At 65.2% G+C, this 24,955-nt stretch carries 22 protein-coding genes; 7 read left to right on the forward strand and 15 right to left on the reverse strand.

The features are described 5' to 3' along the window. Window positions 1–85 precede the first annotated feature (85 nt). Entirely contained in the window at window positions 86–547 is a 462-nt protein-coding gene (locus Q9Q95_RS03290; RefSeq protein WP_306093805.1) for a MarR family winged helix-turn-helix transcriptional regulator, read from the reverse strand. A 53-nt stretch (window positions 548–600) separates the two neighbouring features. Between Q9Q95_RS03290 and Q9Q95_RS03295 the strand changes: the two genes are divergently transcribed. After that, the gene (locus Q9Q95_RS03295) at window positions 601–2,094 is read left to right on the forward strand and encodes an FAD-dependent oxidoreductase (RefSeq protein WP_306093807.1); all 1,494 of its coding nucleotides are present in this window, start codon (window positions 601–603) and stop codon (window positions 2,092–2,094) included. 428 nt (window positions 2,095–2,522) lie between these two features. Here the strand turns inward: Q9Q95_RS03295 and Q9Q95_RS03300 are convergent, their stop codons facing one another. The 11 genes from Q9Q95_RS03300 to Q9Q95_RS03350 all read right to left on the reverse strand — a co-directional run bounded on the left by Q9Q95_RS03300 (window position 2,523) and on the right by Q9Q95_RS03350 (window position 16,842). Next, on the reverse strand, window positions 2,523–3,110 hold the full coding sequence (locus Q9Q95_RS03300) for a hypothetical protein (protein WP_306093809.1): 588 nt from the start codon (window positions 3,108–3,110) through the stop codon (window positions 2,523–2,525). 1 nt (window position 3,111) lies between these two features. Further along, complete coding sequence (locus Q9Q95_RS03305) at window positions 3,112–3,540, reverse strand: hypothetical protein (protein WP_306093811.1); 429 nt, start codon at window positions 3,538–3,540, stop codon at window positions 3,112–3,114. Window positions 3,541–3,547: 7 nt separating this feature from the next. Next, on the reverse strand, window positions 3,548–4,153 hold the full coding sequence (locus Q9Q95_RS03310) for a hypothetical protein (RefSeq protein ID WP_306093812.1): 606 nt from the start codon (window positions 4,151–4,153) through the stop codon (window positions 3,548–3,550). A gap of 536 nt (window positions 4,154–4,689) precedes the next feature. Continuing rightward, a complete protein-coding gene (locus tag Q9Q95_RS03315) occupies window positions 4,690–6,231 on the reverse strand; it encodes a hypothetical protein (protein WP_306093815.1) in 1,542 nt (513 codons plus the stop codon). Between the two features lie 4 nt (window positions 6,232–6,235). After that, window positions 6,236–7,675 (reverse strand): glycosyltransferase, encoded by a 1,440-nt coding sequence (locus Q9Q95_RS03320; RefSeq protein ID WP_306093816.1) that lies wholly within the window; start codon window positions 7,673–7,675, stop codon window positions 6,236–6,238. Next, window positions 7,672–8,646, reverse strand: a complete 975-nt coding sequence (locus tag Q9Q95_RS03325) for a HEAT repeat domain-containing protein (RefSeq protein ID WP_306093818.1) — start codon at window positions 8,644–8,646, stop codon at window positions 7,672–7,674. The genes Q9Q95_RS03320 and Q9Q95_RS03325 overlap by 4 nt, the downstream gene beginning before the upstream one ends. Before the next feature lie 2 nt (window positions 8,647–8,648). Then, window positions 8,649–9,785: a YaiO family outer membrane beta-barrel protein gene (locus Q9Q95_RS03330; protein ID WP_306093820.1), complete on the reverse strand. Its 1,137-nt coding sequence runs from the start codon at window positions 9,783–9,785 to the stop codon at window positions 8,649–8,651. Beyond that, entirely contained in the window at window positions 9,766–10,152 is a 387-nt protein-coding gene (locus Q9Q95_RS03335) for a response regulator transcription factor (protein WP_306093821.1), read from the reverse strand. The genes Q9Q95_RS03330 and Q9Q95_RS03335 overlap by 20 nt, the downstream gene beginning before the upstream one ends. Window positions 10,153–11,625: 1,473 nt before the next feature. Continuing rightward, window positions 11,626–13,890, reverse strand: coding sequence for a VCBS repeat-containing protein (locus Q9Q95_RS03340; protein WP_306093823.1), 2,265 nt, complete (start codon window positions 13,888–13,890; stop codon window positions 11,626–11,628). Window positions 13,891–14,573: 683 nt separating this feature from the next. Then, a complete protein-coding gene (locus Q9Q95_RS03345) occupies window positions 14,574–15,248 on the reverse strand; it encodes a hypothetical protein (RefSeq protein WP_306093825.1) in 675 nt (224 codons plus the stop codon). Next, window positions 15,235–16,842: a toll/interleukin-1 receptor domain-containing protein gene (locus Q9Q95_RS03350; protein WP_306093827.1), complete on the reverse strand. Its 1,608-nt coding sequence runs from the start codon at window positions 16,840–16,842 to the stop codon at window positions 15,235–15,237. Before Q9Q95_RS03350 ends, Q9Q95_RS03345 begins: the two co-directional genes overlap by 14 nt. 257 nt (window positions 16,843–17,099) lie before the next feature. On the opposite strand from Q9Q95_RS03350, the gene Q9Q95_RS03355 reads away from it, so the two are divergent. From Q9Q95_RS03355 to trxB, 3 genes are all read left to right on the forward strand, one after another. Then, a complete protein-coding gene (locus Q9Q95_RS03355) occupies window positions 17,100–18,188 on the forward strand; it encodes an H-type lectin domain-containing protein (RefSeq protein WP_306093829.1) in 1,089 nt (362 codons plus the stop codon). A 62-nt stretch (window positions 18,189–18,250) separates the two neighbouring features. Continuing rightward, entirely contained in the window at window positions 18,251–18,571 is a 321-nt protein-coding gene (locus Q9Q95_RS03360; RefSeq protein ID WP_306093831.1) for a hypothetical protein, read from the forward strand. 148 nt (window positions 18,572–18,719) lie between these two features. Next, window positions 18,720–19,691: a thioredoxin-disulfide reductase gene (trxB, locus tag Q9Q95_RS03365; protein WP_306093833.1), complete on the forward strand. Its 972-nt coding sequence runs from the start codon at window positions 18,720–18,722 to the stop codon at window positions 19,689–19,691. A 70-nt stretch (window positions 19,692–19,761) separates the two neighbouring features. Here the strand turns inward: trxB and Q9Q95_RS03370 are convergent, their stop codons facing one another. From Q9Q95_RS03370 to Q9Q95_RS03380, 3 genes are read right to left on the reverse strand one after another with little or no spacing between them, the layout of a single operon-like run. Further along, window positions 19,762–20,550 carry a hydrolase 1, exosortase A system-associated gene (locus Q9Q95_RS03370; RefSeq protein ID WP_306093836.1) on the reverse strand — a complete coding sequence of 263 codons (789 nt, stop codon included), beginning with the start codon at window positions 20,548–20,550 and terminating at the stop codon, window positions 19,762–19,764. Then, window positions 20,538–21,179, reverse strand: a complete 642-nt coding sequence (locus Q9Q95_RS03375) for a hypothetical protein (RefSeq protein ID WP_306093838.1) — start codon at window positions 21,177–21,179, stop codon at window positions 20,538–20,540. The genes Q9Q95_RS03370 and Q9Q95_RS03375 overlap by 13 nt, the downstream gene beginning before the upstream one ends. Continuing rightward, window positions 21,176–21,448 carry an acyl carrier protein gene (locus Q9Q95_RS03380; protein WP_306093840.1) on the reverse strand — a complete coding sequence of 91 codons (273 nt, stop codon included), beginning with the start codon at window positions 21,446–21,448 and terminating at the stop codon, window positions 21,176–21,178. Before Q9Q95_RS03380 ends, Q9Q95_RS03375 begins: the two co-directional genes overlap by 4 nt. Window positions 21,449–21,523: 75 nt before the next feature. On the opposite strand from Q9Q95_RS03380, the gene Q9Q95_RS03385 reads away from it, so the two are divergent. From Q9Q95_RS03385 to Q9Q95_RS03395, 3 genes are all read left to right on the forward strand, one after another. Further along, window positions 21,524–23,020 carry an acyl-CoA ligase (AMP-forming), exosortase A system-associated gene (locus Q9Q95_RS03385; protein ID WP_306093841.1) on the forward strand — a complete coding sequence of 499 codons (1,497 nt, stop codon included), beginning with the start codon at window positions 21,524–21,526 and terminating at the stop codon, window positions 23,018–23,020. Further along, on the forward strand, window positions 23,017–24,213 hold the full coding sequence (locus Q9Q95_RS03390) for a pyridoxal-dependent decarboxylase, exosortase A system-associated (RefSeq protein WP_306093842.1): 1,197 nt from the start codon (window positions 23,017–23,019) through the stop codon (window positions 24,211–24,213). The genes Q9Q95_RS03385 and Q9Q95_RS03390 overlap by 4 nt, the downstream gene beginning before the upstream one ends. A 100-nt stretch (window positions 24,214–24,313) precedes the next feature. Then, a complete protein-coding gene (locus tag Q9Q95_RS03395; protein WP_306093844.1) occupies window positions 24,314–24,955 on the forward strand; it encodes an XrtA/PEP-CTERM system exopolysaccharide export protein in 642 nt (213 codons plus the stop codon).

Genomic DNA, 24,955 nt, shown 5'->3' on the forward strand with positions numbered 1-24,955 from the left:
CAATGACCAGACGCGGAGGGTGGCGATCGCGCCGATGGCGGTCAGGTTCGACCTGGAGGGGCCTGAGCCACGATCGGCACACAGCCTAGTCGGACATCGCCTTGGCAAGCCTGCGCATGAGCCGCGCCAGGTCGTCAAAATCCTTCCGCGTCCAGTCCTCGAACATCACAAGCGCCATCTCTTCACGCGCCGCATCCAGCGCGTCCGTTGCCTGCTTGCCCACCGGTGTAATGACGGCCTCGCGAACCCGCTTGTCGGTCGCACCTCCTCGTCGGGTCACCAGTCCGAGTTCCTCCAGCCTGGCAATCTGGCGGCTTACGGTGGTGTAGTCGCGACCGACCCGGCCCGCGAGATCGACCACGCCGATCGGGCCAAGCCGTTCGACCAGCACAAGCAACGGAAACAGAGCCCGTTCGAGGGAGAGCCCCGCCCTGGCGAGCAACTCGGCGTCGCGCTCGGGGAGGTTCATGACGCTCACGATGTCTATCAGTGATCGATGCAATTCCGGCAATATTGCCTTAATATGTGCATTTTGCACTTTTTCCATTGACACGTCTGGCTCCGTTGAAATATGTGTATTATACACATTGGAGCGGTCAAATGAAAGCGCAAAACGAGATTGACGTGCTGATCTGCGGTGCCGGTGCCGCGGGATTGACGCTGGCTATCGATCTCGCCCGGCGCGGCATTTCCTTTCGGATCATCGAGAAGCTGGAGGAGCCGTTCGGAGGCTCGCGAGGCAAGGGATTGCAGCCGCGTACCCAGGAAGTGTTCGAGGATCTGGGGATCATCGACCGCATCATGGCCGCAGGCGGCGTCTATCCGCCGATGCGAACGTATCGTGAAGACGGCAGCTATGCAGAAAATAGATTCGAGGCGCCCGAACCTTCGCCTGACGTGCCGTACTTCATTCCGCTGATGATCCCCCAGTTCCTCACCGAAGCCGTGATGCGCGAGCGCCTTGCCGAGCTTGGGCATCGTGTCGAGTTCGGCACTGCACTCGTCGATTTCGAGCAGGGCGCGGGCGACGTCCGGGCGTGCGTCACCACGCCGCATGGCGAGGCATCGATCGATGCGCGGTTCCTCGTCGGCGCCGATGGCGGACGCAGCCTGGTCCGTGGCGCCCTCGGTGTGGACTTTCCGGGCAAGACCCTGGGGGCTCGCGCAATCGTGGCGGACGTCCGCTTGACCGGGCTAGATCGCGATGCGTGGCATCAGTTCAACGACGGCGACATGGAGCGGCTCGTCATGGTGTGCCCGCTGGCTGGAACCGATCTCTTCCAGGTACAGGCACCCATTCCGCTGACGGGTGCACCTGATCTTTCCCCCGAAGGACTGGAGCGGTTGATCGCCGAACGCACCGGCAGGACCGATATCGCGGTGCACTCCGTGTCCTGGTCATCAGCCTATGCGATGAATGCCCGGCTGGCGGATCGCTACCGTGTCGGAAGAATATTCCTGGTGGGCGATGCGGCGCACATTCATCCGCCAACGGGCGGGCAGGGGCTGAACACCAGTGTTCAGGATGCCTATAATCTGGGCTGGAAGATCGCCTCGGTCTTGAAGGGCGCACCCGATACGCTGCTCGACACCTATGAGGAGGAGCGGCGACCGATCGCGGCCGATGTGCTGGGTCTCTCGACCAGGCTGCTCGAGCGCCAGCGTGAGCAAGGCGCCATGCAGCGCGGCCGCGACACGCATCAGCTCGATCTGAATTATCGGGAGTCGTCGCTTTCGCATGACGAAGGTCGGCGGCCGAACGGTCCAGCGGCCGGCGACCGCATGCCGGACGCGATTTTGGCTGGCGCGGCCGGACAGCCGCGGCGCCTGTTCGATGTGCTGACAGGCCCGCATTGGACTCTGCTGCTGTCGAACCCGGTCTATCGCCCGGTCGCGGTGTCCCGTGAGGGTTTGCGCGTCGTTACGGTCGGCGACGAGGCGGAGATGCGCGATCCGTCCCGCCAACTCGAACTGGCGGACGGCAATTGTATCCTCATTCGGCCCGACGGTTATGTCGCCGCGACCTTCGATGCGCCGAAGATCGACGATATAGACGGCTATCTGACGAGGGTTTTCCCCTCCGGTCATTCCTGAGGGCGTTGTGATGCCGCAGGCGCAGCCCGTCGCCGGAGGCGCGAGTTGCGTCTCCTTCTGCCACTATTCGCCTTCGTCGCGATCGATGCCACCGGAGCCGGAATCTTATTGCCCTGCTTCCGCTCTATGCGCGCAGCTTTGGTGCCTCGCCGCTGTGATCGGCCTGTTGCTCGGGAGCGTCTCGCTTGCCAGTTCCTGTCCGCGCCCGTTCTCGGCATCGCCTCCGACCGGCTGGGCCGCAAGGAGCGCCTGGCGAGTTTGCGTTTGTACGCCGGTGCCATTTCTCGGCGGCCATGGCTCGATGCCGGGGACTGTGCCGTCGCTCTCCGCAGTGTTCCCGTCTCCGAATCTCGCAGCATGGCAAACCACGCGTCGGCGCACGACCGTTGTCGGACTTCGCCGGACCGCTTCCGCCGGCCCCGGAACGTTCAGCGCGGCTCCGTCGGACCGTCGGCGACGACGCCCGGCGAAGCGCCCCCCGCCGGCGTAGCGGTAGTCGAAACCGCACCTGCGACAAAAATGATCATTGCGATCGCGACGAGCGCGGCATTCGTGAAGTAGATCGCCCAGGAGCAGATTTTAGAGACGGGCTTGTCGCCAAACAGGGGAAGTCTCACGGTCAGCGTCCGCACCGCGAGGAGGTTGCGACTGGAGAGCAAACGCCAGATCGTCAGTGCCGCTACCAGAACGACGAGGCACAAGGCGACCAGCCACCAGGCCGGCGCATGCAGGATCATGACCAGCGCGATACCGCTTGCCAGGAAGCTGACGAACGTGGGCGCGACACCGACCTGGCTCGCCGCACCTTCCGTCGATCCGGCCAGGATCCGGATGGCATTGGAGATCGCCTGCTTCGCCTCGACCGGCAGGCTCGCGTCCGCCGGGTCGCCGATCTCCGCCTTGACGATATTCTCGGCCTGTCGTTCGAAAAAGGCCGTGTCGTAAGGATTGAGTCGCTCGATGATGATCGCCAGCAACGGCGGAATGATCGCGAGGGCGAGGTCCTTCCAATCCATTTCAGACCACATCCACCGTGTCGGTGAACGGCAGTGCGGAGGTGGCGATTGCCTTCCACAAACTGCCCATGTTGAGACCCACGCCTGCCGTGGTCAGCCGATACTCGACCACCGTGATCTGCAGACGCTGATGCTGGCCCGCGGGACCGTGGACATCGAGCGCCTGTCCGGCGACGGCAGACGCGCTTCCCGTCAGGGAGGCGACTCCGATCACGTCCTGCGACGGCGTGGCGCTGTTGTAGGAGAGGCCGCGCGGCGGATTCGGGTCGGGAAACATGCAGGTTGCGCGGACATCATAGGGTAGCGTCGTGCGGTTGCGGAAGGTCACCTTGTGTTGTCCGGCATTGCCGACGGTGAGGTTTGCAACCGCAGCGCCGCCTTGCTCGCATTGCGTGTCGATATCGAAACGCCCCAGTGAGATCCTGACCATTTCCCCCTCACACCGCCATCGCAATCGGAGCCGTGTCCGGCCGCAGATAATGATCTAGCTCGTCCAGCATCGATGCCACATCGAAGAGATTCATGGGTTTCGCCGACGTAGCCGCAATGAGCTCGGCGAGAGCGTAGCGAAGACCCGGCAGATGCCGCGGTTGCATCAGGATCCCGGTTGCGTCGTCCGGGAGATCCTCGATTTCTTCGGTGATATGGGTCCATAGAATGAGGACCGGGCTTTCCTCTCGGACGCGTATGCCTGCGTACTGCATACTGCGCACATGTTCGAATCGCGCGAAATCTGCGTCCGCAAATTCGGGGAAGGAAATGCCATTACCGATTGTGACGGACACGGGTTCGCCGGACCGACGGTCATAGACGAGGATGCGCGATTTCTGCCGCTCGAAGGGTCGATGTTCGTTCACCTGTGTTCCGGCGACCCGGTGAAAACGCATCATATTCCGGGCATCGAAACGGCCCGGCCAGAAAAGTGTGAAGCCGGGTTCTGCCTGGCTCTCGCCGGCATGCACGAGGGCACGCAGCGTTGCACCAAGCTCCTCGATCAGGAGCCAGGTCCCGACTTCGGTATCGAAGCTTTGTAGCTCGGCCATGATCGTCCTCGATTGCGGCACCGAAATGAAGCATCGCATCGAGGATGACAAGATGACCCCCTGATCCAGAAAGCCGGTCGCAAGGCCGGCAGCCCGGCACATCGGCGCCTTTGTCGAGGGTGGCTGCCGCAAAAGAATGGCGCGGGGCAGTGACGCACACTGTAGGGCGCTGCACCTGCCCGAGCAGGGTGTGGCGCCTGATCGCGGCCCCGCGGGCGCTCGCGCGGCGGCGTTTGCTGTGGCCTCTCCCGGTGGCGCGGGACCGGGCGGCGCGCCCTGCCAGGCCCGCCCGCGTGGCCCGGCAAGCCGGCTGACGCCCGGCTCCTCCACTGTCGTTCCGGGCCTGCATCACCCCGCCGCGCGAGCGCGACCGGCGAGGTCGTTGCCGAGGGGGTGAGGGTGCCGGGGGCTACGCACCGTTCATCCTGCCAAAGCGCACAATCGCCACCATGATATGTGCTCCAGGAAAGCCTGAGAGTGGTCGTTCGTTCGAGTGCTGCCGCGTTGAGCATGACGGGTTGGGAATCGTCAGTCGCCTATTGCTGCTTCGGGGGAACGTCCGCGGGGCGACTGGCGATCTGCGACCGCAGCCCCGAAAAACCGTGGACGCGAAAGCCCCGGAAATTGGACCACCCCTTCAAAAACGGCAGGATCGTCCGCTCGGCCGCGCCGCGTTCGGCATCGCGACCATAGAAGCTGACGCGGTCAGGTCGCGTGCGGGTTTCGCGGGTCAGCGAAAATGTCGCCGCGCCCCTGGCTCGGGCGACCGGCGCGGGTTGCAGCACGGCGCGGCCATCGCTGATCACAAGCTCGCCGGCCGGGGCACGCCGATAGGTTCGCTGGACCTCGGTCGCGACTTCGCCGGCCTCGACGGCAATCTTCACCGGCATGCCGAGCGCGAGCCACGGCTCCGCGGCATCGAGGATCAGCTGCGGCTCCGTCCGGTACGCCATCACGACGATCGTATCGATCGAGGCACGGGCACTCGTCAGCGCCGCGACACCGCCCGGCGCCCCAAGCATCCACCACGGCACATCGACGTCCACAGGTTCGCCCCAGCTGCGAGCAATCGCTTCGACCGCCGAGGCCCAGCGCCGCCACGCGGCGGTGGGGTCGCGACCATAATCCGCACGGCCATAGGGTTCGATGTCGAGCTCGAGCCGCACCGGCGGATGAGCCGATCGCAGGCGCTGCGCCGCGCGGCGCAGGCGGCCGACGCGTTCGAGCGCGCGCGCCAGACCGTCGGGCTCGATCATGTCCGGGTCGCCCTCAACGAAGTGCGCTGCGATTCCGGACGCCGACAGCGCGCGCGCGACCGGAAGGATGTCGCCCGGGTCGGCCGGCGGCTGGATGGCGATGTCCCCCAGGCCAAGCGCGGCTAGGTGGTCCACAAAGGCGGCGGGGTTGCGGATCGCCTCTGCCGCATCCCACACCCAGCTGCCGTAGCGCACCGCGGGCCCGCCAGCAGGCTCGATCCGCGCTCCCCGAAAGATGATTTCGTTCGCCGAGAAAGGACAGCTGACCACCAGTGCCGATGCGTCCGGCCCAAGCGGCAGCGCCGCCCGGCCGCCGCTGAAGCTGGTCTGTGGAGGCGCGGGGGCGTCGCCGCCAGGCGCGACCAGCGATAGACCGACAGGCACGCTCGCTTCGCCATTCAGCACCAGATCGCCGGCCATGTTCCGGGGAAAGCGGTAGCCGGTGGGTTCGAGAACGACGCCCGCAGGCCGCGATCCGGCACCGCAGCGAATGTGCAGCCCGCCAGCTTCCGCAGTGGCCGCGACCCGCTCCTCGACACCGAAAATGCGCGGACGCAGCAAGGGCAGGAGCTCGCCTGTGAGCGGCAACAGTCGGGGCCTTCCAGGCGAGTCCGTCTCCCGCTCGGGAAGGCTCAGACTCTTCGGCACGAAATTTCCGTCACGCTCTGTCCCTTGCAGCACGAGCGTCTCTGCGTCCGCCCATTGCGGCTCGGCTGGCAGGCTCCAGACCCGAGCGGGCGTCTGGGCAATAGCGGCGGGCACAATCGCGCCTGACGACGCGAGGGCGACGGCGCGTACCCAAGCGAGACTTCGGCCCGCCACTCCGTCACTCCTTCGCGAAGCCGGCGCGGGTCGCCGAGGCCCAGCTATTGTCCTTGCGGAAATAGCGCCACATGCCGCGCAGCCTGTACACCAGATTGGCCTGACGGTATCCGAAATTCTCGATGAGCGCGGCGACCGCGATGAGGAACAGGTCGCGCGCACGGGGCGTGCGCCGAAGTTGCAGTTCCTCCAACGCGAGGGTGCCGAGACTGATCGCGGTGCCGAACAGCACCGTCAGCGAGAAGAAGGCGATCACCACCGTGCCGCTGGTCAGTCCCAGCAAATAGAGGAGCGGCACCAGCAGATAACCGAAGATTTCGCAGGGCGGACCGAGCACGTCCTCGATCACCAGCAACGGCATCCCGATCATCCCGACCCGCCCGTAGCGCGGATTCAAGATCATGCGACGATGCCGGACGAGCGTCTCCAGTGCGCCCTGCTCCCAGCGAGAGCGCTGATTGCGCAGCCCCTCCCAGTCGTACGGCGCCTCCGTCCAGCAGATCACTTCTGGAACGAAGGCGACCCGATAGGGGCGGCGCTGCTCGCGCATATAGCGGTGTATCCGGGTGACGATCTCGAGATCCTCGCCGACAGTATCGTGCCGATAGCCGCCGATCTCGACCAGTACCGAGCGGCGGAAGATACCGAACGCACCCGAGATCAGCAGCAGCGTACCGAGCTGTGCGTTGGCGATCCGCGCGGTCAGGAAGGCGCGGAGGTATTCGAGGATCTGATAGCGCGGCAGCCAGCCGGCGGGCAGCCGTACCTGCCGCACATGCCCGCCCTGCACCGCCGAGCCGTTGGCGATGCGGATCGTCCCCCCGATCGCGACGAGGCTGCCATCGTCGGCCATGAACGGCTCGGTGCCGCGCAGCAGCCCGTCGGGCTCGATGATCGAATCGGCATCGATGACGCAGACCAGAGGCGCGGTGGCGAAGCCGATACCGGCGTTCACGGCATCCGCCTTGCGGCCATTCTCCTTGTCGACGAGCAGAAGATTGGGGTGTTTTGCGGAGGCGTAGACGCCAAGTATGCGGGTCTTCTGGAGCACCGCGAGTTGCTCACGCTCGATCAGATGCATGTCGAACTCGCCGATCAGCCGCGCGAGCGTGGCGTCGCGCGAGCCGTCATTGACCACGACAACTTCGTGATCGGGATATTCGAGCGCGAGCAATGCCCGCACGCTGTCGGCGATCGAGAGCTCCTCGTTGTAGCAAGGCGCGATCACCGAGACCGGCGGCGCGAGATCGGCATAACGCGTCCACAGCTCGTACGAGCGCGCGGCCGGGCGGACGCGGACGTAGAATACGTGCGCGGCGAGGAGGAGCTGGACGATCGAGACGAGGTTGCGGATGCTCACGACCAGGAAGCAGAGCAAACTCATGCTGATCAGCAGGCCGGTGCCGATGCGCCCGGTCCATTCGGCGATGAGCGGCCAGGTCATGCTCCCCCGCCCAACGTCGTTACCGCCTCGCCCGCGCGAAGCCTGACCCAGCGCGAAGGATCTTGCCGCATCCGCTCGAGCAATGGCAGCGCCGTGCGCAGCCCCATCGCCGCGCAGGCGCGTGCGGCCTGTGCACGAACGTTCTGGTCGGGGTCTTCGAGCAGAGGCAACACCCATTTGCCGGCTGCCGGATGGTTCAGACGGACTGCCGCCGCGAGCGCCGCCGAACGAACCTCTGCGTCTCCGGCGCGCGCCGCCTCGCTGAGCATTTCGAGCGTGGAATAGTCTTCGGTCCAGCCGAGCGCATCGACGACGAGCGCATGTAGTCCGGGAGGAAAGTTTCGCCACGACAACGCCAGCAGTTCTTCTGCCCGGTGCGGGGCGAGCGCGCGGAACAGGGCATGATGGAGCGGCGTCACCGGAACCTTCTCGAGTGCCAGCGCCGCGATCAGAACGTCCGCCATGGGCAGTGCGTCGAGCCGGGCCAGCATCGCCGCCGCCTCGAGCCGCACGGACAAAGCCTTGTCGTGCCGCAGCATCGCGTCGAGGGCAGCTACTGCCTGGCTTCCGCCCACGCCGCCGAGCGCGCGCACCGCATCGACCCGGCGGGAAATACGGCGGCGCCGCGCCTTGGCGAGCACGCGGTCAACGAGGTGATGGCGCTCCACGAACGCAGTAAGCCGCACGCGGTCCTCGCCTCGCACCAGCCGGCGGAGATGCGACACTGCCGCGAGCCGCTGCTCGGGGGAAGCGTGCCGATAGGCTTCGCCCGGGCGCTCGACGCCCGGCAGCGCCGCAAGTATCTCGCGCGTCAGCGATCGGTTGTTGGTCTCCGTGGCCGCCCGGCTCCGCTCCTTGCGGTCACGCCGCATCACCAGCACGAGAAGCAGCGCCGCCATCGCCAACGTTCCCCATAGCGAGATCAGGATCGCCAGCCGGGCGACGTGATCGGCGATGCCCGGGAGCGTCACGATCAGAGGCGAAGCTGCAGGCCGACGGACAGCCCCTTGCGGGTATAGGTGTCGACGCGTCTCTCATATTCGCCGGTCGCGCGGATCGTTACATCCGCGCTCACCGGGATTGCTGCGCCCGCGAAGACGGAGCGAACGCGCCGGGTGATGCCCGCTTCGGTATCCGGATAGCTCGCGACGCCGGCGAACAATCCTGCGCCGCTCCGCGTCCCGGTATCGACGCGTGCAGACCAGCCGCTGCGATGCTCTCCCCGCTCGTCCCACAGATTGATCATCCGCAGCGTCGCGCTGCTCCGCAACGCGGGCACGCCGAAGCGTATCCCGGGCTCGACTGCAGTGACCTGCGTCTGGCCATAATCGGCGTGCCGGACATCGGCGAGCAACGTGACGCGCCGACTCATATCGGCCTCGATGCCACCGCGGATGCTCCACTGCTCCCGAAAATCCGCCTCCGGAGTCGCCGCCGCGGTGAGGTAGCCGCGCCAGCCCGGCGAGAATTGATGGTCGACGCGTGCGAGCAAATGGGTGTCCACTGCGACACCGCGGTCTTCGCGCTCGGCTTCCACGGACAATGTCGTGCCGCGGGCGATTGGACCGAAGGCGCCGAGGGTCGTCGTCCACCATGTTCGGTCGGGCCGGTTGTCCGGGGTCACACGGGCAACGCTCTGACTGGCGAAGACTCCGCGCCGCGTGGTCGCGCGCTCTCCTTGCGGCAGCGCGAGCTGGTTGCGGATGGCCGCGAGGTCGGCATTGCCCGGATCGCGCGCCTCGATCGCGGCGAGTTCGCGCCGCGCCGCATCTCGGTCGCCCGACCAGAGATGGGCCCGGGCAAGCGCGGCGCGGATGTCGAGATCCTCGGGCGCCAGCACCTGCGCCGCGCGCAACGTCGCGATCGCTTCGCGGTAGCGCTGCGCATAGGCATAGGCGCTGCCAAGCAGCCGCAGGACCTCCGGATCGTTCGGCCAGGCGATGCTCGCCGCTTCGAGCCGCGCGATTGCCGCGGCCTTGTCGCCGCGCGCTATGGCCGCGCGTGCCTCGGAGATCGTCGTCTCGCGATCTGCTCCGATCTGCGCGAACGCCGTCGCCGAACTCGCCAGCAGCGCAAGGAGGGCGGCTCCCTCAGCCGTCCGTCGAAACACGCGCGCTCTCGCTTTTCAGGATTGCGTTGACCCGCGCTACGAGCTCATCGGGAATGAAAGGCTTGGTGAGATAGTCGCGGGCGCCTGCGGACAAGGCGTCGAGCACGTCGTCCTGCCCTTTGCGGGCAGTGAGCATCACCACCGGCAGACGCGATCCCTGCTGAACCAGCGCGCGCAACACTTCGGGCCCCGACAGGACCGGCATCATCGCGTCGAGAACGATCAAATCGTACCCGCCCGATAGCGCCGCATCGAGCGCCGAGCGGCCATCGCCGATGACCGTGACCCGGTGCCCTGCGCCTTCGAGCTTGAAGCGAAGCAACTCGCCCAGAAGGTCGTCGTCGTCGGCAATCAGAATATGCGCCACGCGATACGCCACCTTACGCTACAAACGTCCGATAATGAGACACCTATACTGAGATGCCAAGGCGGAAGTTCCCGATAACCGGGCTTGACGCGTGATTCGCGACGAGCTGAAGGCTCAGAAGCCGAAACTGCATGACGGAGTTTCTATGCGCAGAGGGGCGCCGCGCACGGGGCCGAACGAGCAGCTATCATCTCATTGCGCCCGAAGCCACGCGCCGCTGTCGGTTCGGATCGAGCTGAAGTTCGGGACATGAACCAACGTCCGTTTCTGGGAAGCAGCGGCCAAAGTCCGCATGCAGGTCTTTCCGGATATGTCAGCTGGCTAAAGAATGGCGGCTTTCCCAACCTCGCGACCCGACAGCGGACAGGCGGTTAACGGCCCAATTCCTGCCGTTTGGCTTCCGTAGGGGTCCCCATCGTCAAGCGGAAATCGGTAGATTTCCGCCACTTTCGACGATGAAGGCGAATTGACCTCCACATCTCGTCCCACAATTATTCCCGGCTTTGATGGAACGCCGTGGCATGCCCTGGCGCCTGCAGTTGCGCTCATCGGTATGTAGGTTGATTACGCCGCCCGTTTAGGTCGGCTTTCGGGCCGGTTGCGGACAGGCAGGTTCTGGGCGGCGTGTATGCGAAGCGGACGTTAGTTGGGCAACCGGCAACGCGACTGGACGCAGAAGCGGTTAGCCGAAAGGAATAGCGGCCGACATCGCTGCGCCGAAGCGTGAGTCCGGGGAGCTCGCGGCCGGCGGCGGTGGCGCCCTTGCCGATCCGGGAGAAAATCAGTCGGCCGCGCTTGACGGTGGCGGCGGCGTCGTGTTCGCGGCCGAGGCGGCGCAGTAGCGCCATGTCACTCGTCTGGTGCTGGGCGAGGACGGGCACGGCGAGCGCCAGACCGTCGGTGCGGCGGCCAACGATACGGACGGCGAGAAGGCAGCCTAGTCGCGGCCAAATAGCCCGCGCGGGGATGGACTCCGCTGAATGTTCTCATCATGTTCCGCGCATGCCCCGCGATTTCGAGTCGTCTATCGCGGACATCGACTGGCTGCAGCATCGCTGGGCCTTCGAGGTCCGACCCTCTTCTGTGCAAGGACAGACGCGCCGCCAACGGCAGGTTGGGCCGCTGGTGCCTGCCAGTTTCGATTCGCGGGGCGAGGCCGCTTCGGCGATCGGGAACGTTCGCGTCGAAAGCGTCGCGTCGACCGTCGCGCGCTATGCAAACCTGCACCGGTGCTCGTGCTGATTGAAGGTGAGGGTTTCGCGCGCGGATCAGGCCGGAGATCTGGGCCTATGACGGCATCGACCTGAGCGCGGGCGTGAACTGTGGTCACGTGACCGTGCTTTCGGCGAAGGCGCGCGCGATGTTTCCAGGCGAACTTACCCTCTTCGTCAGGATTTACGGCCGGCGGCGCTGAACCTGGCCGGGCCCTCCGCTTCGAAGGTCCCGCAATCCGGGCATTTGGTCCCAACCGGATCAGTACACGAACCAGTCGTTGCTGTGCTGCGCGCCGGTAAAGCCCCCGCCGATATCGTTGGTCCCGTCCATCAGCCAGACAAAGGTGGATCCATCTGTGTTCCGCCACAGGATGTCGGCCTTGCCGTCGCCGTTATAGTCGTCGGTCTTCTCGACCTGCCAGGCATTGCCGGTTTGCGAATAGGTGTCGCCGCCACCGACCGTGTTCTTGCCATCCATGAACAGGATCTGCGTTCGGCCGTCTGTGTTCCGCCACAGGATATCGGCTTTGCTGTCGCCGTTGAAATCGCCCGCGCTCTGAAAGGTCCAGCTGTTGTCGAGCTGCGGACCGGTATTGCCGCTCGTGCCCTTCACCGCGGTGCCGTCCATGAACCAGAGCCGCGTCGTACCGTCGGTTTTGCGCAGCAGCACGTCGGCCTTGCCGTCGCCATCGAAATCGTCGGTCGCGAGCATCTTCCAGCTGGCGTCGGCCTGCGCGCTTGTGGTCGTGCCGCCGACATTGACGCCGTTTCTCATCAGCCAGATCTCTGTCGAATTGGTGGCACTGTTGCGCCACAATATGTCGGTGGTGCCGTCGCCGTTGAAATCGCCGGCCCCCTGTACTTTCCAGTCGGTAGCCGTGGCTGAGAAGGTTTGGTCGATGTCGTGTGCACCATCCATCAGCCAGATGGCGTTCGAGCCCGCATCGTTGCGCCACAGTATGTCGGCTTTGCCGTCGCCATTGAAGTCGCCGGAGGCCTGAATCGCCCAGGCGTTGGGGGCCTGAGAATGTGTATTGCCGCCGCCGATCTTGTTGACGCCATTCATCTCCCACACCTCGGTGGCGCCGGTGCTGCCGCGCCACAGGATATCGGCCCGGCCGTCGCCATCGAAGTCGTTCGGCGTGTAGACATGGTAGCTACCGGTGACCTGAAGGCTGGGAGCGATGCCGCGGTCATTGGGATTGGAGAACGCGAAATCCGGCGTCCCGTTGCCATCCAGATCACCGATCCCGAGCCATCCGGTCGTGCTCAAGGGAAGATCCGCTCGCGCTTCGAAGCTGGTCCCGGAATTCACGAACAGAGAGATACCCTGGAAGCCGCTGGCGATAAGGTCCGACGTCCCGTCTCCGTTCATGTCGCGCAGGATGAGTTCCGTCGGAACCTTGTTGGCCGTCAGCGTCTGCGAAAGGGCGAAGGGCCCGTTTCCATTGCCGAGCAGGACCCGGAGCTTCCCGCTTTCGTCATTGGCATAATAAACGAGATCGATCAGGCCGTCGCCGTTCACATCGCCTACCGCGAGCGCTCTGACGCCACCCAGGACGAACTCGCTGATCGTGGGCTGGAATGTGCCGTTACCGTTGCCGAATAGGACCGAATATCCTCCCCAAGTCCCCACCACCGCATCGAGCTTGCCGTCGCCATTTACGTCGGCCATTGCCAGCGCGTTGCCGCGGCCGGGCAGGTTGTAGACCGTTTCCGATCCGGGTGCGCCGCCCGCATCCGAGAGCCGCACCGAAAGCACCGAAGAATTGACCTGGCCACCCTCAAACGTGAGTCGGAGCGAAACCAAGTCCGCGCGGCCGTCGTGGTTGAGGTCGCGAAGCATGAGATTCTGGTAATTGGAATTCGCCATGGTGAACGAATTCGTCAGCAGGAGGCCGCCGGCGCCGTCTCCCAGGAGGATCTTGAGATAGCTTGTACCATTTGAAAACTGGTTTCCGTCGAAAAGCTGGATGGCGATGTCGAGTTTGCCGTCGCCATTCACGTCGCCGATGTCGATCTGGGTGCCGGTGGTATTGCTCTGGATGATGTTGGTCAGCGGCCCGAAGGTACCATCTCCCTTGCCCTTGAAATAAGCCACCTGCCCGAAATGGGGCGACGCATATTCCGCAAAGCTCACGATCAGGTCGAGCTTGCCATCTCCGTCGAGGTCTCCGACCGAGACCTCACGGGCCCCGAGGGGGGTCGCGGTAAATGCAGGAGCCGTGAAGGCAGGTACGAAACCCCGGACGTCGGATCCGTTGAACAGCGTGCCCGATATGCCCAGCGAGACGTCGCCCAGGCCCACGCCGGCCTGGACGGTGACCGTGTACGACGAGCCGCCGGTGCCCGGCACGGCTGTCACGCCCGTCACAGTGGAGCCCGTGATGGTGCCGGTCGACTTCACCACGAAGTCACTTGCGGTAACCCCGGTGACCGGTTCGGAGAAGGTGACCGTGTAGGTGAGCGTCCGATTGTGGACAATCTTGGGGCCTGTCCCCTGAATGCCGAGCAGTTTTACCATGCTCTTCCTCTCTCCACGCTGTCTTTGCAGCTTTACGCGCCAGCAATAGCTGTCGGCTTTACGATCGAACGTCAGCGACCGGACAGCCCCGGGCCTGATCCACTTCCCCTTTTTTTACCCCATACCGGGCCAAGGCGCACACGAATTCTTGCATTCGTAGCCTCCGGCTCCATTGGCGATTGGGCGCTGAGAACGTTCGCGATCGACCCACTACATAACCCTAAACCGTGAGACAGCTGCCTGCTGGCGAAGGTCGGCGGGGGAAGATGAAGTTTCGCCGTCGAGCGCCGCGCTTGCCCCCGCGCCTCGCCTGCGGGGCTTTTGGGTCGAACTTGTTGCATTGAACGAGCCGGACCCAGAGGGTCAGTCTCGTGGTCTGACGCGGCGCGTTGCAGTCTGTTGCGGTAGCGCGCGTCCGCAACTAGGTCGTGAACTCATAAACGTCCGCTCTCGGTTCGGCGCTTAAATGTCCGAGATTGGGTGGCTAGCTGCCGTTCAGCATGTCGGGCATCCTCGCGCACCGGGCCATGATTTCGAAAAGGGCTGAAGGGAAAACGGTTGAAGCTCGCCCATCTGCAATTTGCGTTGCCCCTGTTCGAATTCTGATGTTGGTCAGCTTGTGCTCCTGCCTCGTTTCCTGGCGCCTCGACCAGCCTGGACAAATCAGCGTGGATCTGCGGCTTTCATGACTTCGGATCCAGTTCGATCACCAGGTAGTTGGCGACATGCGGATGCACCCCGCCGTGGGTGACGATCGGCCTTCCATGTTCCCCGAGCACCCATGGCGAAAATCCCAGGCCCGGGTCGACGGCGTTGTAGGTGAAAGGCACCCTGAGCGCGTTGTTGTGCGATTTGGGGGGCAGGCTTGTGATCTTGTCGGCCAGCGACGATTGACGCGCTCTCGTCAAGTCGCAGGTGAACGAGGCCCAGCGCAGATGTTCGTCGGGCATCGTGTCGTTTTCATAGCATTTTGAGGCGGCCAGAAAGATCTCTGTATGCGGTTCGTTCACGGGCAGCTCCACGAACGGCGTGGCCTTGATGAATCTGAGGCCCGGAAATTCGCCCCACGAAGCTTCGAGTCGCAGCATGATCGCATATGGACCGGATTCCTCCAGGTCGATCGCGATGTGAATGCCGGCGAACTCCTTCCCGCCGGCTGAACACCCGCGCGACCATTCGCTGCCGGCCGGTTTCTGTCCCGATTTGGCGAGCTTTTCCAGTTCGGCGGCGATGTCGCCTGCGACCACTGCTCTTTTCAGATCCTCCGTAACCGTGGCGATTCCGAGATCGTCGCCTCCGATCTGAAGATAACGTAGCGTTCCGGTTGCCGCGGTAGCGCTTGCTTCATTCGTCTCCATCGTCAGTCTCCCCTTCGAGTAAACGTGCGATCCGACTGCGATATCGGCTCCAGACTGCATTGCTGCGGTCACGCGCAACGAGTGCGGTGTTGATTTTCCGGGCTTCGAGAAGAAAGACGCGCGCCGCGGCGGTCTCGTCCCGGGCGCGAAGGATCCTGGCGTGGTGGACGTACAGCTCCATCTGCTGCTCGCGCCACAACATGTTGTCCGGATCGCGTGCGGCCAATGTGCGCACAAGGGCGAGGTAGCGCGTCTCCGAGCGGCGCGCGGAAACCGGCCGACCCGCGGCGAACTGCGCTCTGGCGAGCCAGAGATAATGGAAAACGAGATCATAGAATGCGCTCGGATCAGCAGGTGGCATCGTCGCGAGCTGCTCGGTGAAAGCTACCGCCGCCTGGCAGTCGACCAGGATGCCGGACCCGCGTACGCCGCGCTTCAGCATCGTCGCGCAGCGGTTGCCATGCGCGAACGCCGACAGCCGTAGCCATTCGGGCCGGGTATGACCCCAGGCGGCGATGGAGCCGAGCATCTGTTGCACCTGGTGGAAGCGGGCGTCGCCTTCGGCAAGGCGGCCGCGGGTCAGCGCGAGGAGGGCGAGCCGGTTCACGCTACGCGCATGCGCGAGTGTCCGTGCGGGATCGCCAGGATGTTTGGCGAGCAGCGCTTCGGTGGTGCGATGCAGGATCTGGTAGCGCGCTTCCGCCAGGTCGAGATGGCCGCCATTCTCGTCGTCCTGCCCCATTGCCCCGATTACCCGGGCGCGCCGCTCGAGGCTGTCGTCCGGTAGCGATTCCGGATCCCCCTGATCCTCGTAATATCCGATCGCCCGCCGGTTCACCTCGCGCATGATTTCGAGCCTGCCGACCCCCTCCAGCCTCGGTCGCAGGTCGCTCAGCATGAATTCGACCAACCCCTCGGCATCTGCGCGCCGGCGCTCGGCTTCGCGACGTTCGGAGATGGCGAGGATCGTCATGGCTGCGAGCACTAGCACCACCGCCAGCGCAGCGACCGTGACGGCGGTCACGCGTCGCTGCCGCCGGTGCGCGTCCCGCTGGATCAGCGCGTCCAGCGGAAGCTCGAGCATGCCGGCGACCAATTTGAGAAATGCAAGGCGCGAGCCATCGCCGGACCGACGAAAATCAGCCGCCACCGGCTCTGTGCCATCCACAAATAGAGCGGGCGGAAACGCCTCGGAAGGCGCGCCTGCGATCAGCGCAGCGAGTATCTTCCGGTCTGGATGAATAGAACGAAACAGAGCGATCTCGCGCGCCACCCAGGGCGATTGCGCTGCTGCCGGCGAACATAGCACGATCAGCGTCCGCGAGCGGGCGATTGCCTGCTTGACCGCCTCGCTCAAATCCACACTGGCAGGCAGATCCTCCCGGTCCCGGAAAAGCGGCCCGACCGCCCCACGAGTCTTGCCGAGGGGCGCGACCCGATCAGCGAGCCGGCGCGGCACGCGGTAGGTTTCGAGGCGACGCTGCAAATTGCGCGCGATCCTGCCATCGGCGTGGCTGTAGCTGATGAATGCGCGAAAGGGCGCGAGCCTGGCGGACGGCCCAGCCACATCATCGTCGTCACTGCTCCCCGCCATTGCGACGCCCCCGCGTCCTCCATCCGAAACGTTAGTTGAAAATCGACTGCTGTACCATGTCGGCGCACCGGGCTGCGGAAAGGCGTGACCGCCGTCACGGCTGTCGTTGGCCAACGCCTGCTAAAGCGGTCCAAGGCGGCGCTTGCGAGCATCGCGCCGGCATCGTCAGAGGGAGTTTCCCGGCGAGGGAGGTTCGGAGCCGATATCTCTGACGCGGGCGCTGCTCGCGACCGGATCAAACGCAGGAGGGAGCCCCCATGAAGCTGTTCTTGTCGATATTGGCCGTATGTTACGCGAGCCAGGCCGCTGCGCAGGATAATTGCACCAGTGTCATCTCGCTTGCACGGGTTCGATCGGATATGGTCCAGGCTCGCGATCAGGTCGAGCAGCACGCGGCGAACTTCTGCAACGAATATCGTAACGCGCGTTCGTCAAATCGGGCGATCGGGCTGAGCGCCAGCTACAGGTTTCTGTCGGGAACCTTCAACTCGTCATCCGCTTCGGCGGAGGAAGTGGCGAGCCGTTATTGCTCGGCCGACAGCAGTTTCAGTCGTTTGAGTACAGCGTATCAATCCTATGTCGAGTCGATCGCGCCGGGTGCATTCCCGGCCTACGAGCAATGCGTGATAATGAGCCGGCACGAAGTTCATTTTCGTGTCGACCCGGCATCTGTCCTTCCGGGGCAATTCGTTGTGATCGCCTATTTTCGTCCGCAAGCGTCCGGCAACACGGCAAATCTGAGCTACTCGTCCTCGAGCGACGTCAATTGTTCCTGGAATGGCGTACGCGGTATCCGTTACGCTCTCTTTGGAGCATCGCAGGCGACCCTGAATTGCCGACGGACCGATTCCTCGCGGCGATCTTTTGTGGCGATCGTTCGGGACGACGGCGGCGATCAGATCACGCTGCCATGGCAGGCATATAATCGGGATGGCGTGCCCGTTGCCACAATGGCTGAGCTGTCCGCGCGGATTGCGGAAGTCGATGTGCGGCGGCGGGCGACGGCCGAGGGTCTCGATCGGATTGGCGTACAGGCAGGTGTCATATCCATTGCAGCGTCAGGCACGCGCCCGCTTCTCGATATGACGCGCTGTCCGGAAGGACCGGACGCATCCCGCGGCCAGCCCAACGGCCGCATCGAATTCGAACATCCTTTCGAGGTGACTCCCAAGGTTGCCATTGCATTGAGCAACATAGACATCGGGGGTGCCAATCCGATGGATACGCACCGGCTGCAGGTCTCTGTCACCTCGATCGACAAGCGAGGCTTCAACTACGCCTTCACGACCTGGTGCACCACGGCAATATATGGCGCGACAGCGAGCTGGATCGCCGCGAGCCGATGAGAGTCGGGATGCTTAGGCTCCGAGTTCGCGAGTGGCTGAAATGCATGAAAAGGAGATTCGGTATGGCCAGCTTCACCACAAACTTCGCCGACATCCTGCAAGAGCGAGCACCCGATCTGGCCGCAGCCGGCACGCCCGAGGGTGTCAAGACCATCGTGAAAGATGCGGAGCGGGAAGCTATCCATCGTACGACGATACCTGATACGTTCGTGTATCAGGCAACTGTGGTCGTGCTCGGAATCAGCGTACTTGCAGTCATTGTCGCCCAGCTGTGGCTCGCACTGGAAAAATCGCAGGCAGAAATCCCCGACGGACTGATCGCTATCGGCTCTGCGGCGATCGGCGCACTTGCCGGACTGCTCGCACCGACCCCGGCGAAATGACCGACAAGAGAACCTGGTTTTCCCGGGATCAGCGACGCGCAAGGCAAAGCTGTTTGCCCACAGTATTGTGCGCCCACGGCGCGTGCCCATGTTGCGTGGGGGGACGTGCTACCCCTAGATGCGGCCCTCACCGATTCCGGAAGACACAATGACTGCCACCCACTCGACTCGCATGCTCATCCTCGGTTCGGGCCCCGCCGGGCTCTCCGCCGCCATTTACGGCGCGCGCGCCGGGCTCGCGCCGATCGTGGTGCAGGGCATCCAGCCGGGCGGTCAATTGATGACCACTACCGATGTCGAGAATTATCCCGGCTTCCGCGAAGTGATCCAGGGGCCGTGGCTGATGCAGGAGATGCAGGCCCAGGCCGAGCATGTCGGCGCGCAGATGCTGTGGGACACGATCGTCGAAGTCGATGTGAGCCAGCGGCCGTTCCGCATGATCGGCGACAGCGGCACCGTCTATGTCGGCGATACCCTGGTGATCGCCACCGGCGCGCAGGCCAAATGGCTCGGGCTCGATTCGGAGGAATTGCTCAAAGGCAAGGGCGTCAGCGCCTGCGCGACCTGCGACGGCTTCTTCTTCCGCGGCAAGAAGGTCGCGGTGATCGGCGGCGGCAACACCGCGGTCGAGGAAGCGCTGTACCTCACCAACCACAGCCGCGACGTGACCCTGATCCACCGCCGCGACAGCCTGCGCGCCGAGAAGATCCTCCAGCAGCGGCTGTTCGCCAACGACAAGATCACCACTTTGTGGAACAAGAAGGTCGAGCGTTTCATCGATGGCGGCGGCGTTTCGGGGCTGGTCGGGATCGAATTGAAGGACATGGAGACCGGCGAGCTTTCGACGCTCGACGTGGATGGCGGGTTCGTCGCGATCGGACACCACCCGGCGACCGAATTGTTCCGCGGCCATATCGCGCTCGACGACGACGGCTACATCATCGTCGACAAGGGAACGACGCGGACCAACGTCCCCGGCGTGTTCGCGTGCGGCGACGTGATGGACAAGCATTACCGCCAGGCGATCACCGCCGCGGGCACCGGCTGCATGGCCGCGCTCGACGCCGAGCGGTTTCTGGCCGAGGCGGACTTCGAGCAGGTCGCCGAAGCGGCGGAATAGCCGTCATCCCGGCGGAAGCCGGGATCTCGTGGCCACCGCCTGAGGTACCGGCTTGCGCCGGGATGACGGTTCAGAGCGCCGCTACTACCCGTTCGAACAACCAGTCCTTGTCGGCTGCCGAGGCGAAGCTGTGGCTGGCGCTGTCCAGCTGTTCGATCTTGATCTTGAGACGCGCAGTTTCAAAGGCCGGGCCGCGCAAGGCATCCTCGAATGCGATCGCAGTGTTGTCGCCCCTGGCAAGCAGGACCGCGATTGGGACGCGACTTTCGGCCAGCGCGGATGCGAGCCGACCCGGCAGGCCATCGCCTTGCTGAGATTGTATTCGAGAAGCCTTGATCAAGCCGCTGGCCAATTTCGAAATATTCACGCCGCCACGCAATAGTCGCAGCCACTCCCCGGGATCGCGCAGCCGCTCGGCATAGCGCGCGCGAATCGCGGCGGCGGGGGGCAGATCGTCGGTCGCCTCGATCACCCACGGATTGGCGAGGACGAGCGCATCCACGCCGGCTTGCGCGTGGAAGAAAGCGAGCGCGGTGGCGGCGTCGCAATTGCCGAACGCGACAATCCGGGTGACGCCGCTTTCGGCGCGAAAGGCCGTGACGGCGGCGGCGATGTCGTCGGCGCTGTGCTCGAATCCCTGATTCCCGCCGGTCGAATCGCCGATGCCGCGGCGATCGAAGCGGAACACCGGGTGGCCAGCCTCGGCGACGCGCCGGGCGAGCAGCGCCATGCCGCGGTGCGCGCCGATGCGGATCTCGTTGCCGCCCGAGACGATCAGCAGACCGGTGGTGCCGGCGGCTTCATCCAGCGTGCCGAGCAGTGTCTCGCCGGCGCAGGGAAATTCGATCAGCCTTCGCATGCGCGCACCCATGCGGCGAGGTCATCGGCGAGCGCTGCGGCGAGCGCAGGGTCGTTGTCGGGCTCGGCGCGGCGCCAGAGCGGCGCGCCGGGAACGCGGTGGTCGGCAGGGCGCGCGTCGTTCTCGAGGCGGACCGTGCGGCTCTGCGCCGCGACGCCGGCCGCGGGGAGTTCGCCGAGCAATACCGGGGAGACGGAGTTGCCGCCATAGTCGGCACCGCCGCCGGCCTGACGCAGCCGTTCGAGCTCGCGGAGCAGCTCGGGGCCGGTGCTCGGCGCGAGATGCCAGCGTCCGCCGAGCATCGCGGTGGCATCGAGCAGCGCGCCGCTGCGGATGCCGAGCGCATAAGCGGTGCGCCCGGTGTGGCGGGCGGCGGCGGCGAATGCGTCACGCAGATGGGCAAGGCGCACGGCGTCGGTGGGGACGAGGCTTTCGCTTTGGCCTGGCAGATCGGGCAGCGCACCCGCAATCCCGCGCTCCGCCAGCGCGCGCAGGATCGTCATCGCGAATGCCCGGGTGCGATTGGCTTCCTCGAACAAAGGCAGCGCCGCGATGACGACCGGGCCGATATCGGGGCCGAAGCGAAGCATCGCCTCGCCGCCGCCGGCCCAGTCGTAATGGTCGATCAACCGAGCGCCTTGTCGGCAGCGAAGCGGGTGAGCGCGCCGAAGCTCTCGAGCATCTCGCCATCGACCTCGTCATCCTCGATCAGGATGCCGAGCCGGTCCTCGATCTCGGTGAGCACGCCCGCGACCGCGAGCGAATCGAGTTCGGGCAGCGCGCCGAACAACGGCGTGTCCTCATGAAACGCCGCGGCGCGCTCCGCGCTCAATCCCAGCACGTCGCGCAGCACCCCGCGCACGGCTTCTTCAACCTCTGCGAACCCTTCGCGCTGCAATGCTTATCCCCTGCCAGCGATTTTTCGCTTCCGTAAGGCTTGGCGGGTGCGCTGCCAAGGCTAAGGTCGGTCGCGATGATTGCCCTCGATCCCGTCCCGAAACCGATCGACACGCTGCCGTTGCGCGGCGAAGCGGATGCCGTGGCGCTGGAGGATCGCGCGGGGACGCTCAGCTACGCCGAACTTGAAGCGCGGATCGGCGGCATCGCGCATTGGCTCGCGGGGCAGGGGCTGGTCGCGGGCGAACGCGTCGCCGTCTGGCTGCCGAAGACGCGCATGGCATGCCTGATGCCGCTGGCGGCGCCGCGCGCGGGATTGGTGCACGTGCCGATCAATCCCGTGCTCAAGCGCGCGCAGGTGGCGCATATCCTCGCCGATAGCGGCGCGCGGATATTGGTGACGCAAGCCGCGCGGATCGCGGCGCTGGAGCCGGGGGACGTACCGTCGGATTGTCGGGTCGTCATTGAGGAAGAGCTGGTCGCGGACGATGCGTTGTCGCCCTCGAGCGCCGATACCGATGCCTTGGCGGCGATCCTCTATACTTCGGGGTCGACCGGACGGCCGAAGGGGGTGATGCTCAGCCATGCCAATTTATGGCTCGGGGCCATCAGTGTGGCGCATTATCTTCAGATCGTTTCTGAAGATCGTGTGCTCGGAGTGCTGCCGCTGAGCTTCGATTATGGGCAGAACCAGCTCTTCTCGACATGGGCGGCGGGCGGACGGGTGATCCCGCTCGATTATCTGACCGCGCGCGACGTGGTGAAGGCAGTCGAGCGTCATGCCGTCACCAGCCTTGCCGGGGTGCCGCCGCTCTGGGTGCAATTGCTCGAGGCCGAATGGCCGGTGGAGACAGCAATGCGGCTGAAGCGGCTGACCAATTCGGGTGGGGCGCTGACGCCGCGGCTGGTGCGCGGGTTGCGCGACCGGTTCCCGAACGCGGATCTTTATCCGATGTACGGGCTGACCGAGGCGTTCCGATCGACGTTTCTGGAGCCGTCGCTGGTCGATGCGCATCCCGAGTCGATCGGGCGGGCGATTCCCTTTGCCGAGGTCGTCGTGGTACGATCCGACGGCAGCCGGGCGGCGCCGGGCGAGGCGGGCGAACTGGTCCATGCCGGGCCGCTGGTGGCGCAGGGCTATTGGCGGGATGCGGCGCGCACCGCACAACGCTTCCGTCCGGCCCCCGAATTCGCCACAAGCGGCGGCGTTGCGGTGTGGTCGGGGGACAAGGTGATCGAGGATGCGGAGGGACTGCTCCGTTTCGTCGGGCGCGACGACGAGATGATCAAGAGCGCCGGTAACCGGATCAGCCCGAGCGAGATCGAGGAAACGGTGCTGCGCGGCGGCGAGGTCGCCGAGGCGGCGGCGTTCGGAGTCGCGGACGAACGGCTCGGACAAGCGATCGTCGTGGTGGTGCGCGGCGACCGTTCGCGCGAGGACGATCTGCGCGCGCGGCTGCGGCGCGAATTGCCGAGCTTCATGCAGCCGGCGCGATATGACTGGCGGGAGGAATTGCCGAGGAATGCCAATGGCAAGCTCGATCGGACGGCGTTGAAGGCGGGGCTGGCATGACTCCCAAGCCCTTCGGCCCGATCCCGGCCGAATTCCGGGATCTCGACGCGCTGCCTTGGTTGAGCGAGGCCACGCCGGCCTATGTCTATGACTTCGGCGTGGTTTCCGCGCGGATCGCGCGGTTGCGGGCAGCGCTTCCGGCGCGGGTGGCGGTGCATTATGCGATCAAGGCCAATCCGCTCCCCGCCTTGCTCAAGGCGATCGCGCCGTTGGTCGACGGGCTCGACGTCGCCTCGGCGGGCGAGATGGACAGAGCGCTCGACGTCATGGCGGCGGGGACGATCAGCTTTGCGGGGCCGGGCAAGCGCGATGCCGAGATCGAGCTGGCGATCCGTGCCGGCGTGACGCTCAATGTCGAATCCGAAAACGAGGGCCGGCGCGCGCTGGCGATCGGCGAGATGCTGGGGATGCGGCCGAAGCTCGCGGTGCGGGTGAATCCCGATTTCGAGTTGCGCGGATCGGGGATGAAGATGGGCGGGCGCGCCTCGCCTTTCGGAGTCGAGGCGAAGCATGTCGCGGGGCTGGTCAAGCGGCTGATCATCGGCGGGGCCGAGTGGCGCGGGCTGCATATCTTCGCCGGATCGCAGTCGCTCGACACCCAGGCAGTGATCGAGACCCAGGCAGCAACGGTGCTGCTGGCCGCGCGGATCGCCGAGGAAGCGCGCCGCGCGCCGCCTCTCGTCAATCTCGGAGGCGGGTTCGGGATTCCCTATTTCCCGGGCGACGTGGCGCTCGACGTCGAGGCGATCGGCGCGGCGCTGGCGGGCGAGCTCGACAAGCTCGACACACATTATGCGATCGAGCTCGGGCGTTGGCTGATCGGAGAGGCGGGCGTGTATCTGGCGCGGGTGATCGACCGGAAGGTGAGCCAGGGGGAGACCTTCCTGATCCTCGACGGCGGACTCAACCACCATCTCGCCGCCACCGGCAATTTCGGGACGGTGGTTCGCCGCAACTATCCGGTCGCGGTTGCGCATCGGATGCAGGATCCGCCCGAGGAGATCGTGACGATCGTCGGACCCTTGTGCACGCCGCTCGACAGGCTCGCCGACCGCGTGTCGCTTCCGAAGGCCGATGTGGGTGACGTCATCGCGATCTTCGCCTCGGGGGCCTATGGCGCCAGCGCGAGCCCTTCGGCGTTCCTCGGCCACCCCCCGGCGCGCGAGCTGCTGGTCGGTACGGGCGACGCCTAACGCTATATTTACCTCTGAAGACCATAGCTGACCCCGATCCAGGCGGGGGAGCGGCCGAGACGTCGGCCGTGCTCGACCTCGCCGGGGAGGGAGCTCGAACATGGTTTTCAAGTCGTTTGGCAGGGTTTTGGCGGGGGTTGGCGTCATCGCCACCTTGCTGTCAGGGTGCTCCGGGGGGAGCCGGCCCGAACTGCCGCCCGCAGGCAGCGTCGCGACCCGCGAGGCGCCGAGCGATGAATATGTCATCGGCCCGATGGACCAGCTCAACGTCTTCGTGTGGCGCAATCCCGAGCTGTCGGCCAAGGTGCAGGTGCGTCCCGACGGCCGGATCACCACCCCGCTGATCAGCGACATGCCCGCGGTGGGCAAGACCCCGGCGATGCTCGCGGACGACCTCAAATACGCGCTCGGCGAGTATATCAAGGACCCGATCGTTTCGGTGATCGTCGAGAATTTCTCGGGCACCTACAGCCAGCAGATCCGCGTCGTCGGCGCGACCGAGAAGCCGGCGTCGATCCCGTACCGCGCCAACATGACCGCGCTCGATGCGATGATCGCGGTCGGAGGCCTGAGCGAATTCGCCTCGGGCAATCGCGCGCGGCTGGTGCGCTACGACAAGGCGACCGGCAAGCAGCGCGAGTACAAGGTCCGCCTCGGCGATCTGCTCAAGAATGGCGACATCTCCGCCAATGTCCGCCTCGAACCGGGTGATGTGCTGATCATCCCCGAGAGCATGTTCTGA

Origin of the sequence: Sphingomonas sp. DG1-23 (assembly GCF_030730875.1) — a bacterium.
GTDB lineage: Bacteria > Pseudomonadota > Alphaproteobacteria > Sphingomonadales > Sphingomonadaceae > Sphingomonas.